Annotated in this window: 8 protein-coding genes; 7 read left to right on the plus strand and 1 reads right to left on the minus strand. The window is 33.8% G+C overall.

Translation table 11 applies throughout. The annotated features are described in order from the left end of the window. Positions 1–44: 44 nt before the first annotated feature. Complete coding sequence (locus ITJ86_RS07745; protein ID WP_195871066.1) at positions 45–1,733, minus strand: CotH kinase family protein; 1,689 nt, start codon at positions 1,731–1,733, stop codon at positions 45–47. A gap of 314 nt (positions 1,734–2,047) precedes the next feature. Between ITJ86_RS07745 and ITJ86_RS07750 the strand changes: the two genes are divergently transcribed. The 7 genes from ITJ86_RS07750 (at position 2,048) to ITJ86_RS07780 (ending at position 13,087) form a co-directional block, all read left to right on the plus strand. Then, positions 2,048–4,363, plus strand: a complete 2,316-nt coding sequence (locus ITJ86_RS07750; protein ID WP_195871067.1) for a chondroitinase-B domain-containing protein — start codon at positions 2,048–2,050, stop codon at positions 4,361–4,363. Between the two features lie 61 nt (positions 4,364–4,424). Then, positions 4,425–5,483 (plus strand): polysaccharide lyase family 7 protein, encoded by a 1,059-nt coding sequence (locus ITJ86_RS07755; RefSeq protein ID WP_195871068.1) that lies wholly within the window; start codon positions 4,425–4,427, stop codon positions 5,481–5,483. Between the two features lie 25 nt (positions 5,484–5,508). Continuing rightward, positions 5,509–7,413: an NADP-dependent phosphogluconate dehydrogenase gene (gene gndA, locus ITJ86_RS07760; protein ID WP_230080248.1), complete on the plus strand. Its 1,905-nt coding sequence runs from the start codon at positions 5,509–5,511 to the stop codon at positions 7,411–7,413. A gap of 33 nt (positions 7,414–7,446) precedes the next feature. Further along, positions 7,447–8,721: an Nramp family divalent metal transporter gene (locus ITJ86_RS07765; protein ID WP_195871069.1), complete on the plus strand. Its 1,275-nt coding sequence runs from the start codon at positions 7,447–7,449 to the stop codon at positions 8,719–8,721. Positions 8,722–8,764: 43 nt separating this feature from the next. Beyond that, on the plus strand, positions 8,765–9,871 hold the full coding sequence (locus ITJ86_RS07770) for a polysaccharide lyase family 7 protein (protein WP_195871070.1): 1,107 nt from the start codon (positions 8,765–8,767) through the stop codon (positions 9,869–9,871). Between the two features lie 17 nt (positions 9,872–9,888). Next, the gene (locus tag ITJ86_RS07775; protein WP_195871071.1) at positions 9,889–10,656 is read left to right on the plus strand and encodes an SDR family NAD(P)-dependent oxidoreductase; all 768 of its coding nucleotides are present in this window, start codon (positions 9,889–9,891) and stop codon (positions 10,654–10,656) included. A 139-nt stretch (positions 10,657–10,795) separates the two neighbouring features. After that, positions 10,796–13,087, plus strand: a complete 2,292-nt coding sequence (locus ITJ86_RS07780; RefSeq protein WP_195871072.1) for an alginate lyase family protein — start codon at positions 10,796–10,798, stop codon at positions 13,085–13,087. Positions 13,088–13,093: the final 6 nt, after the last annotated feature.

A 13,093-nucleotide genomic window follows, 5' to 3' on the forward strand; every position in this document is an offset into this window, starting at 1 on the left:
CATACGTTAGGAATAGTTTATAGCTAAACTTCAAAATACTAAATTCATTTCACAATAATTTTTTTAACCTGATTATAAAGATTTAGAAAATAAATACCTCTAGCGAAGCCTTTTATGGTTATAGTATTATTAGCAGGATCAAAGTTTCCTTTTGCCATTACAGAGCCATGTATATTTGTAATAGTGTAAGTGGTAATGTCAGTGATATTGCTATTAATATAAATAAAGTCTGTCGTTGGGTTCGGATAAACTTTAATAGAAGTTATATCATTTTCAAAAGTTTCAACACTTAAAAGGTTATCAAAATAGATATCTAAATAATCTAAACGGTTGAGTAACCAATTATCCATATATGTTTTTGAGGCTTCATCATAGTCATAGTTTTGCCAAATTAAACGCTCTCTTGCGTAGACCAAATTATCCTTTAATAAGTTATAATTTCCGGTTAGTCTAGAGTTTAAGGCTTCAGTGCTTAGCACTCCTAATCTAAGTTCAAACCAACGTTCTGCAATCATATTACCCATTGCTTCATCTGGTGTGAGGTGAATTAACCTATTAAACAGACCGTTCGATAAAATATCATCGGTTATATTGTCATTATTTCCAGACCAATTTGTGGCAAAGACACCATCTAAATCCCATGGTGCAAAGAAATAGGGTTCATCCTGATTATATTTTGCCGTATATAAATTTTTCCCGATATTGTCTGTAGCACGAAGAAGGTTTAGAAAAATAAAATAATCAAAAGCATTTTCAAGTTTTAATTTTTCGCCAATTTCATCTCTAAAATCTTGAAGGTTTGAATTGATAACAAAGTCGGTAAAGTCATAGAGATTTTCCCAATCTATAGCATCATCTGGATCGGGAAGCTTTAACTCATAATCACCCCAAATATCACTTGTATTATCATAATCTAGAAGCTCATTAAATATTGCATTACCAGACGTCCAAGAATCACCTTTGTAAAGCTCACCTCGAATGTCATTATTGTATTTCTTTAATTTTAATTGCTTTCTATCTACTTGTTCAGAAAGCATATATACACCATTGTATTCATTATTTAAAAACACATCTACATACATAACATTTGCGCCGGATTTTGCACCTTCTTCTTGGTCTAAATAATATGGCGTATGAATATCTAACCAAAGTTGATGAGACGAAAAAGCCCTTAATCGAAGTGGTTCATTATAAATTGCATCTAAAACCCAGTCGTCATCTTCGCGTAAATTTCCAAACTGCATATCAATGTTTTCGTCACCATTTGGGTCTTCCCAAAATTCTAAATCATAGGTTTTTTTGGGATAGGTTTGAGAGATTGCTCCGCGAAGCTCAATACCCATTTGTGCAGTTTTAATGTCTTCTAAATCCGCATACACAAACGTAGCAAGTCTTTTAGGTTCATCAATAATTTCCAATTCCGTATTGATCGATATTATTGGAAACACACTAAAAAACAATGCGTACTGTACATCATTATGTTCAACAGTATAGGATTCTTGATGGCTTATTGTGTTCGGTTTTACAGTGAATTCGTAATCCGTATCCAAAGACAAAATCACAGCATCATAACTCGAAAAATCAGGGAACTGAGTAATATCTATTTTACAAATAATAAGGTCGTTTGTAGTATCAATTTGATAGCGTCCTTCAGGAACCGAAATCTCATAATTGTTCTGGGCACTCAATAATAACGACACAAATAATAACGTAAAAAAGTAAATAGTTTTCATTGCTGCTTTTTAAAAACATAAAATAATTATAAAAAGTTAAATCGAAGCTGGTAATGCTTGAAAGTTTAATTTATTGCCTGTTGTTAGTTTGATTCAAAAACGAAGAAACCTTATAAATGTCACGTTTTTTTAGAATATTTATTTAGTTTATTAACCTAATTGTATACAAAATTAACCCAATAACTTTTTGTAGTCTTAAAATTTATACTACTTTTGGTTAACCAGATTGGTAAACCAATTAAAAAAATCTTTTAAGAAAGGTGAGTTTTGGCCATCTATAAAGTGTACACTAATTGAATATAATCAACTATTATATGAAGAAATATCTATTAACTTTCGGCTTATTACTACTGTTTTTTTCTTGTGGAGAACACATAAATTCTAATACAGAATCAAGTCTATTAATTTCAAATGCTTCAGAATTATCGGAAGCCATTAAAAACGCAGAGCCAGGTGACAACATTGTTTTAAAAAATGGGGTTTATAAAGATTTAGAGATTAAGTTCACTGGCGAAGGCACTGAAAAAAATCCAATTACTTTAAAAGCAGAAACACCTGGAAAAGTATTTATAGAGGGTGTTTCTAATTTAGAAATTAGTGGTAATTATTTAGAAGTTAGTGGCTTATATTTTAGAAATGGTTATACACCAACACGTAACGTTATCGCATTTAGAACAAGTGAAAAAAACGTGGCAAACCACTCTAAGGTTACAAATTGCGTTATACTCGATTATAATCAGCTCGTTAGAGATAAAGATGATAATTGGGTTCAGCTTTTTGGAAGATATAATGAGTTCAGTAATAATTACCTCGCTGGTAAAACCAACGGCGGACCAACCTTAAGAGTTGATATAAGAGGAAATCAAAGTATAAGAAATTACCATCAAATTATAAATAATCATTTTGGTCCAAGACCTAGAAAAGGTGGTGCTCGAGGAGAAACCATTCAGTTGGGAGGTAGTTTTTCTTCCATGTCACCAGGTAATAGCATAATAGCTAATAATTTATTTGAAGAATGTAATGGTGAAGTTGAAATTATTTCGAGTAAAACAAATTATAATGAAATTAGAAATAATGTATTCTATAAAAGTGAAGGCTCTGTTGTAACCAGACACGGAAATTATGTCACTGTAGATGGTAATTATTTTATAGGTGATGGAGTGAATGAACAATATGGAGGCATTAGAGTTGTAAATACTGGTCATTGGATTACAAATAACTTGTTCTATAAAATAAAAGGAAAAAATTTTAGAAGTCCGATTGCGATAATGAACGGTATTCCAAAATCGCCTTTAAACAGATATAATCAAGTTACCGATGTGGTTGTTGCTTACAATACGTTTGTAGATTCAGATGCGCCTTTTCAATTTGGTGTTGGGACTAATATTTCTCAGGCTGATGTATTACCAAAATCTGAAATTCGTTCAGCGAGACCATTGAGAATTGAAGTGGTAAACAATGTGCTTTATAATTCTGTTGGCGACCCAAGTCCAATTATTGAACATGACAAAGCCGATGGTGTCACCTTTCAAAGTAATATTATTGATAATAATGGAGTTAGTATAGCAAATAGTCATGGTTTAATTTCTAAAGAATTAACATTAACTGATTTAGGTTCTGATATTGCTGTTCCAGTCACTGGTTTTAATGATGTTGAGGTTTATAATGGTTTTGGCTTTGAGGATATTACAAAAGACTTATTAGGTGAGTCTAGAGGTGATTCAAATCAAATAGGAGCGATATTAAACACAGATACCTATGCGATAGATCTGCTAGATAAAACAAAATATGGTGCGGATTGGTTTTCAAATGATGTAGAAGCGAAAGAAACAAAAACGCATACAGTAGCAAATGCTGAGGAATTAAAGACCAAACTACAGGCTGCGGAAAGTGGAGATGTTATTCAATTAAACGACGGATCTTATCAACTTTCAAAATCGTTGATTATAAATAAATCAATAACAATTCAATCTAATGGTAACTCAGAAATTTTATATACTGGGTTGGCAGAAACAGCAGCATTAGAATTGCATCCGTATGGGAAATTAACCTTAAAAAACATCAAATTAAAAGGAACAGATACTCAATATGCGTTTGCAAGTTTAAAAGAAAACATGTCTAACCATTTTGGGCTAGAAGTCATAGATTCTGAAATAAGTAATTTTAATTATGCTTTAAAAGTGTACAAACAGTCTTATTCCGAGGAAATTACCTTTATGAACACAGCCATTTCAAATTGTGAAAACGGTATAGAACTATCTGAAGAAACCAATGATCGTGGTGATTATAATACCGAATATTTAAATATTATTGATTGTAAATTTTTAAACGTTCATAAAAACGTAATAGATTATTACAGAGGTGGATATGATGAGTCTACAATTGGTGGAAACCTTTTGGTTTCTAATAGTACATTCACCAATTGTGGAGCAAAAGAAGAAAACAAAAGACTTCTTAATCATAATGGTATTGTAAATGTAAATATTACAGGAAACACCTTCGTCAATAACCCTGTTCAATTTGTGTCTATTTTATGGGGAGCAAAAAATAATGTGGAATCAGAAAACACTTTAATTAATTCAGGACAAATTAAGACGGAAGAAAATTTAGAAATGAAATTAATGTATTAGGATCATTCTAGGAAAACCGAAACTGTCACTACTAATTATAGGTCATCATAAAATTAACTACATGAAAAAATTAGCACTTACATTACTATCATTTTTAGCAATTGTTGCTTGCAAAAACAACACTGATCCCAATTCAGAAACTATAAGTGAAGTCACTACAGAGAATGAGTCCACTACAAAATATCCAAGTGATGTTATTCCGTTTATGGACGAATGGAAAATTCTTTTAGGAGATGGCACAAGTGTTAGTGACCTAGTTAATTACGAGAAAAAAGATTTTTTCTATGTAGAAAATGAAAATGATGTAGACTGGGTAGTTTATAAAACGCCAAACTCGGGTGTCACTTCAAGAACATCGAGCAATACAAGAACAGAATTAGGACAAACAAAACATTGGATTCCAGAAGTCGGAGGTAAATTAACAGGGGTATTGAAAGTGCAACATGTTTCCACGTCTGGTGATGCAAGAGTTGCGGCTTCATATTCTGTAGTGGTCGGTCAAATTCATAGTGATGAAGGTCATGAAAATGAACCTATAAAGATCTTTTATAAAAAATTCCCAGGTCATACAAAAGGCTCTGTGTTTTGGAATTATGAAATAAATACGGCAGGTGATGATAACTCAGGCAGGTGGGATTTATCTACAGCGGTTTGGGGTGATGATATGTCTGTTGTAGGAGCGAGTGCGGATGAATACCCATTAGAACCAGAAGACGGTATTGCCTTAGGTGAGGAGTTCAGCTATGAGATAAATGTTTATCAGGGTATCATGTACCTTACGTTTACCAGTGATGGTCACAATACTAAGACGTTTGCCAAGAATTTGCTAGAATCAGAATTCACTACAAAAGAAGCTATTCCAGATCAAATATGGTCATTATATGCATCTATTGGTCGCGATGGAGTTGAGCGAGAAAATGCCTATGCAGGAGAAATAAATTACTTTAAACAAGGGGCTTATAACCAAACAAACGGAAAGAACCCTGAAGACAATATGGTTTGGAGCACAGGATCAGAAACATATGGTGGCGACATTGCAAAGCAATATGCAAACGGAAGTTATACAGAGGTGTGGTTTAAAGAAGCTACAGTGGGAGAAGGAACTGACCCTAATAATTAAACAAATCTAAAAAAGTCTGTTTCCCTTGAAAAATCTTAGAGATAGTATAAATAAAGTAATCTTCGTTATGGGAGTTTCAGGTTGTGGGAAAAGCACCATAGGAAAACTATTAGCAGAAGAATTAGAGATTCCTTTTTTTGACGGCGACGATTTTCATCCAAAAGTTAACATCATAAAAATGTCTAGTGGGCAGCCTTTAACCGATGCTGATAGACAAGGATGGTTAGAAACGTTAAATGAATTAGCTAAAACGCAACTAACTAAAAGTAGTTGTGTAATTGTTTGTTCTGCGTTAAAAGAAGCGTATCGACATACATTAAGTTTGGGTATTGAAGCTGCTACTAAATGGATCTTTTTAAATGGGTCTTTTAATCAAATTTATAATAGAGTGAATAAAAGATCTAATCACTTTATGCCGTCAGACTTATTACAATCACAGTTTGATATTTTAGAAAAACCTAAAGACTCCATTGAAATAGATATTAGTTTAACGCCAAAAGATATTATAAAAACTTTAAAGGAAAATTTAATGGATAAATCAGAAATTGGATTATTTGGTTTAGGTGTTATGGGAAAAAGCCTATGTCGAAATTTAGCTCGTAATGGATTTAAAATTTCCATGTTTAACAGGCATGTTGCAGGTGTGGAGGAAAATGTTGCCAAAGATTTTAAAGCACAATATTCAGATTTATCTAAAGCTGAAGCCTTTGATGATATTTCAGCTTTTGTAAATTCCTTGCAGACGCCCAGAAAGATTATGTTAATGGTCAATGCAGGAAAAACAATAGATCATGTCATTGAAGATTTATTACCGCATTTATCAGGGAACGATATTCTTATAGATGGAGGGAATTCTAATTATGTTAAAACAAAAGAGCGTTGTGATTATTTAAAATCTAAGGGTATACATTTTATAGGTGCTGGTGTGTCTGGTGGAGAAGAAGGAGCCTTAAAAGGCCCATCTATTATGCCAAGTGGCGACGCAGAAGCTTATAAATATATACAGCCCTTTCTTGAGAAAATTGCGGCGAAAGATCAAAATAACTTACCGTGCTGTACTTATGTCGGTCCAGAAGGCAGTGGTCATTTTATAAAAATGGTGCACAATGGTGTAGAATATGTAGAAATGCAATTATTAGCTGAGGTCGCTATTATTTTAAAAACTTTAGGTCAAAATCCAGATGCTATAGCTAATACCTTAGAGCGTTGGAAAGCTACTGTCAATAGCTATTTGCTTGAAATAACAACAGTTATTTTTAGGAAAAAAGAAGGTGACGATTGGTTAGTGAATAAAATTTTAGACAAAGCTGGTAATAAAGGTACAGGGAATTGGACAACCATTGCTTCAGCCGAGCTTGGTGTGCCCAGTACTTTAATTTCTTCAGCTTTATTTTCTAGGTATATTTCTTTTTATAAGGATGAACGCATCCAATTAAGTAAGGGTTTTGATAAAGGAGATCCTTCGGAATTACGTCTTACTACAACTGAGCTTTTAGAAGCTTATCAATTTGCTAGAATTATTAATCACTATCAAGGTTTTAAGCTTATAGCGGAGGCATCTGATAAATTCTCATGGAATTTAAATCTAAGCGAGATTGCTAGAATCTGGACAAACGGATGCATTATTAGATCTACATTAATGACGGATTTAGTAGAAGTTTTTAAAAGCACCACTAATATATTAACCAATACAGATGTCATAAAAGTCGTTCAGCAAACTAAAAAAGCGACAAAAAAGGTGGTGTCAGCATGTGTAACTAATGATCTGGTATCACCTGCTCTAAGTGAGGCACTTCAATTTTTTAATGGTATTACTACCCCATATGCGTCTGCAAATATTATTCAGGCACAGCGCGATTATTTTGGAGCACACACCTATCAACGACTAGATGATGATTCCGGAAAACGTTTTCATACTAATTGGATATAGAAACGATCAACCTACTAACTAACGACTAATATTATGGAAGCAAACACGCCAAATAAATCATTTCTTAAAAAAATCATTGCCATCATTTTGGGGTTTGGTCCTGGTATTTTTGCAATCGGTTACACTATCGGTACAGGGAGTGTAACAGCCATGATTGTTGCTGGTAGTAAGTTTAATATGCAATTACTATGGGTGCTTTTAATCAGTTGTGTTTTTTCTGGAGTCTTAATGTTTGCTTATGGTAATTATGCCTTAATTACGGGCGAAACCGCGCTTTATGGTTATAAAAAACACTTCAAATTTGGAAAAGTTTTAGCTATAGCAATTATCATTGGCATCACGTTTGGACAATGGAATTCGCTAATGGGAATCTTAGGGATTTCATCTAATATTATTTTTGAAATATTAGCATTGAATTTTGATGGGTTAAGTGCATTTAAATACGAAACTGTATTACTAATTGCGATTGTAATTATAGTTACCTTTTATTTATTAATGTTAGTTGGGAAGTATACTTTTTTCGAAAAAATACTGGTCATTTTTGTCACCCTAATGGGCTTGTCTTTTTTGTTGTCGTTATGTTTTGTACAACCACTTTCTATTGATGTCGTTAAAGGTTTAATTCCAACAATACCAGACGTTCCTGGAGGTAAAATGTTAGTGGCTGCCTTTGTTGGTACAACTATGGCTTCAGCAACGTTTTTATCACGACCATTATTTGTGAAAGGAAAAGGTTGGACCATTAAAAATTTAGACCAACAGAAAAAAGATTCTATTACCGCCGCGATTTTAATATTTATTATTAGTGGGGTTATTATGGCAGTTGCAGCAGGAGCCTTATTTTATCAAGGTAAAGAGGTGACTCAGGTTTTAGACATGGCAAATACATTAGAACCCGTTGCAGGTAAGTGGGCCGTTTCTATATTCTTTTTTGGAGCATTAAGTGCAGGTTTATCTTCTATATTTCCTTGTTTGTTAATTGCACCATTGTTAATAGCAGATTATCAATCTGGAGAATTAGATACCAATTCGAGACAGTTTAGAATTATAACGGCAATTGCATGTTTGGTCGCTTTAATCGGTCCTGCATTTGGAGCAAATCCTATAGAAGTTCAAATTTTATCACAAGTATTTAATGTTTTTGTACTGCCCATAGTAATACTCGGAATTATTTTGATGTTAAGCAATAAAAAAGTAATGAAAGGGTATAAAACGAACTTAGGTGTTTATATCGGAATGTATGCAGCTTTATTCTTCTCATTAGTGATTTCATACAATGGCATATTAGCGCTTTTAGATTATTTCTAACAAATAATTAAAATCAAAAAAAATGAATCTAAATAAAATAATAATGAATAAAAAAATCAACTCAGTTATAGCAAAGTTTTTAGTTGTTTGTTTATTTCTAGCTGTGCAAAGCTGTAAAAACGAAACAAAAGACGCAAAGAAATCAACAGAATTAAGTACAGAAAATGTAGCAAAAAAGGTATATGCTAGTGACGTAATTCCATTTTTTGATGATTGGAAATTAATTTTAGGTGATGGCTCTAATGTAGGTGTTGCCAATAATTTTGAAAACAAGGATTTCTTTTATACTGTAAAAGAAGGTAACGAGAATTGGGTCGTATTTAAGTCACCAAATGGCGGAGATACGCATGGAACATCGAATAATACGAGAACAGAATTGGCTCAAATGAAAAAATGGTATCCTAAGACAGCTGATGATAAATTAACTGCAACCTTAAAAGTAATGAATGTTTCAGCGACTGGGGATGCTCGAGTAGCTGCTTCACATGCCGTTGTGGTTGGTCAAATTCATAGTGCAGACAAACATGAAAATGAACCTCTAAAGATTTTTTATAAAAAATTCCCTGGTCATACTAAAGGATCCGTTTTTTGGCATTATGAAATCAATACAGCAGGCGATGATAATTCGGGGAGATGGGATTATTCTACGGCAGTTTGGGGTAATGATTTCTCTGTTGTAGGGGCTGAAGAAAATACGTATCCTGAAGAACCGAAAGAGGGTATCGCTTTAGGTGAGGAGTTTAGTTATGAAGTTGCGGTAAAAGATGGAATTATGACCTTGAGTTTTAAGAGTGAAGGTCATGAAACCAAAACATTTACAAAAAATTTAATAGAATCAGAATACACAACAACTGCAGATATACCTGAACAAACTCAAAAATTATTTGTACCTCTTGGACAAGATGGAGTAGAGCGCGAGGGGGCATATACTGGTGAGGGCTGTTTCTTTAAGCTAGGTGCTTATAATCAAACCAATGGAAAATCACCAGATGTCAATAAAAATTGGTGTTCTGGTGCTGAAACTCATAATGGTGATATTGAAAAACAATATGCAGATGGAAACTATGCTGAGGTTTGGTTTAAAACAGGAAGTATATCCGTAAGTGAAGCTGCGGTGTCTAATGAGGGGTATTTTTCTAAAAACGATTAAATTAATTAAAGATTATTATGATAAATAATAAATTAAAAGGTAAAAATATTTTAATAACTGCTGGTGCTCAGGGTATTGGTGAAGCTATTACGAGACGTTTTATTGATAGTGGTGCCAATGTTGTGATACACTATTTTTCTAGTGCGGATACCGCGAATGAATTGGTACAGTATGCGACCGAAAAAGGATTAAAAGCTGCTGCTGTTAAAGGGGATTTAACCATAGAACCCGACGCAAATGCTTTGGTTTCCGAAACTATAGCAAAGTTGGGAGGTTTAGACATATTAATTAATAATGCAGGCTCTTTAGTGGCGCGTAAAATGCTAAATGAAATGGAGACAGATTTTTGGCATAAGGTAATGGACATCAATTTAACTTCTATGATGTTAGTAACTCGTGCAGCAGCTCCGTATTTAGCTATAAATAGTAATAGTAGTATTGTGAATTTGGCTTCTTTAGCTGGTCGTAAAGGTGGACATCCAGGATCTCTAGTGTATTCTACGAGTAAAGGGGCAATCCTAACATTTACAAGAGCGCTCTCTACTGAATTAGGAGGTCAGGGTACTCGAGTAAACGCGGTGGCACCAGGACTAATTCTGGGTACGTCGTTTCATAATACGCACACAACAAAGGAATCGGCTGCCGCTACAACAGCAGGCATACCAATTCAGCGTGCCGGAAATGCAGACGATGTAGCTAGAGTGGTTCTCTATTTAGCGTCTGAATACGACGGGTTTATAACTGGTGCAACATTAGATATAAACGGTGGTGTTTACAATATGTAAGTGCTTACTGCTAGGAGTATTTATTTCCAAGGTTAATTTTGGATAGTTTTATGTTAAATGTCTATACTTTTTTTGGATAAATACAAAAATCATGTATATTGGTAAACCAATCTGGTTAACCAATTATTGATTAAAACAAATGGGAAAACGACTTCAAAGTAAAATTTTAATATTTGCTTTAATTACAAATGTGTTCACTGTGTTTTCGTATCAAATTGAAAACACAGCGAACATAGTAAATAATGATAATATAGTTTCAAACGTCATTCATCCCAAGCTTATTTTAACCGCTCAAGGGGTTGAAGATATAAGAGAGCAGTTAGGGAGTATTCCAATTTTTGACAAAACTTTAGCGAAAGTCAAAGCTGAAGTTGATGCTGAAATAACGGCAGGAATAGAAGTGCCAATTCCAAAAGATTATTCAGGCGGTTATACCCATGTAAGACACAAACAAAATTGGGTGATTTTGCAAAAAGCAGGTGTTTTATATCAACTTCTAGATGATGAAAAATATGCTAAGTATGTAAAAGATATGTTGATGCAATATGAAGCGATTTATAAAACACTTCCTGTGCATCCAAAAACAAGATCTTATGCAAGAGGTAAGCTGTTCTGGCAATGTTTAAATGATTCTAACTGGTTAGTATATGTAAGCCAGGCCTATGACTGTATCTATAATTACTTAACGAAGGCAGAGCGTACAAGATTAGAAACCAATCTGTTTCGACCATTTGCAGATTTTATTTCAATCGAAAATCCACAATTTTATAACAGAGTGCATAACCATAGTACATGGGGAAATGCTGCTGTAGGTATGATTGGTTTGGTAATGGATGACGATGAGTTGATTCAGCGTGCTTTATATGGTATTCCCGGAGCGGATTTAGACAGAAATGCTAAAGATGATGACGGTGGTTATATTAATAAGGATGGTAAAGCTGGATTTTTGGCAAATATAGAAGAGCCTTTTTCTCCAGATGGGTATTATAATGAAGGGCCGTATTATCAACGGTATGCTATGTATCCGTTTTTGATTTTTGCGGAGGCACTTCACCATGTAAAACCAGAGTTAGGTATTTTTAATTACAAAGGAGGTGTCCTGTTAAAATCCATAAATGCTTTATTAAACCTATCCGATGCGGATGGCGATTTCTTTCCGCTTAACGATGGTCAAAAAGGGATGTCTTATTATACTAGTGCGTTAGTTACTGCTGTAGACATTTCGTATCATTTTGGAGGGCAAAATCCCGAATTATTATCTATTGCAAAAGAACAAGATCGTGTTTTGTTAGATGATTCAGGTTTGGCTGTGGCTTTGGGCATTAAAAATGGATTTCAAGAGCCATTTAATAAAAAGTCGATCAATTTGTCTGACGGTCCAGATGGCACACAAGGTGGGGTTAGTATTTTAAGGACTGAAGATTTAGAACTTGCTTTTAAATATGCCGCACAAGGATCTAGCCACGGACACTACGATAAACTGTCTTTTTCCTTATATGAAAAAGGGGAGGAAGTCATTCAAGATTATGGTCTAGCGCGTTTCGTAAATATTGAGCAAAAAGGAGGAGGTAATTATTTAAAAGAAAATAAGACTTGGGCAAAACAAACTATAGCTCATAATACCGTAACCCAAAATGAAACATCGCATTTTACAGGTAAATATGACATAGGAAGTTTGCACCATTCTGATTTGCATTATTTTTCTTCTGAAAATAAAAATGTCCAAGTTGTCAGCGCTATTGAAGAAAATGCCTATCCAGGTACGACTATGCTTCGCACTATGGCAATTATTAAAGATGCAGATTTTGAAAAACCATACATGCTCGATATTATGAAGATAACTTCAAATAAAGCCAATCAATATGACTTGCCATTTTACTTTTTAGGACAAGTATTACAAACAAATTTCGAATATAAAACACCTCAAACTTTGAAACCATTAGGTACTGAGAACGGTTATCAGCATTTATTTGTGGAAGGTATTGCTAGTGGAAATAACGATAATTCTAAACTGTCTTGGTTGAATGATAATAAATTCTATACTTTAACCTCTGTAACACGTGCTAATGACGAATTGTTATTTACAAGAATTGGGGCAAATGACCCCGACTTCAACTTAAGACGCGAACCTGCAATACTGATGAGAAGAAAAAACAGTAAGCAAACAACGTTTGTATCAACTATTGAGGCTCATGGTAGTTACAGTCCAGTTACAGAATCCGCGGTAAATTCAAATAGTAGTATTAAAGCTGTAAAAATACTATTAGATACAGACGATTACACGGTCATTGCAATTACAAGTGTAAAGGACAATACAAAACTATTTATTACAGCGAATAGAGATGCAATGCAAAGTACAGTACATAAATTAGTAGTAGATCAAAAAGAGTTTACTTGGGAAGGCTCTTTTGTATTAATTGAAAATAAATAAAATAAA

The organism is Winogradskyella marina (genome assembly GCF_015645385.1).
GTDB classification, from domain to species: domain Bacteria; phylum Bacteroidota; class Bacteroidia; order Flavobacteriales; family Flavobacteriaceae; genus Winogradskyella; species Winogradskyella marina.

Bases quoted from the DNA above. Each gene is read 5' to 3' on its own strand.
- ITJ86_RS07745 (WP_195871066.1), bottom strand. From the start codon at position 1,733: ATGAAAACTATTTACTTTTTTACGTTATTATTTGTGTCGTTATTATTG.
- ITJ86_RS07750 (WP_195871067.1), top strand. From the start codon at position 2,048: ATGAAGAAATATCTATTAACTTTCGGCTTATTACTACTGTTTTTTTCT.
- ITJ86_RS07755 (WP_195871068.1), top strand. From the start codon at position 4,425: ATGAAAAAATTAGCACTTACATTACTATCATTTTTAGCAATTGTTGCT.
- ITJ86_RS07765 (WP_195871069.1), top strand. From the start codon at position 7,447: ATGGAAGCAAACACGCCAAATAAATCATTTCTTAAAAAAATCATTGCC.
- ITJ86_RS07770 (WP_195871070.1), top strand. From the start codon at position 8,765: ATGAATAAAAAAATCAACTCAGTTATAGCAAAGTTTTTAGTTGTTTGT.
- ITJ86_RS07775 (WP_195871071.1), top strand. From the start codon at position 9,889: ATGATAAATAATAAATTAAAAGGTAAAAATATTTTAATAACTGCTGGT.
- ITJ86_RS07780 (WP_195871072.1), top strand. From the start codon at position 10,796: ATGGGAAAACGACTTCAAAGTAAAATTTTAATATTTGCTTTAATTACA.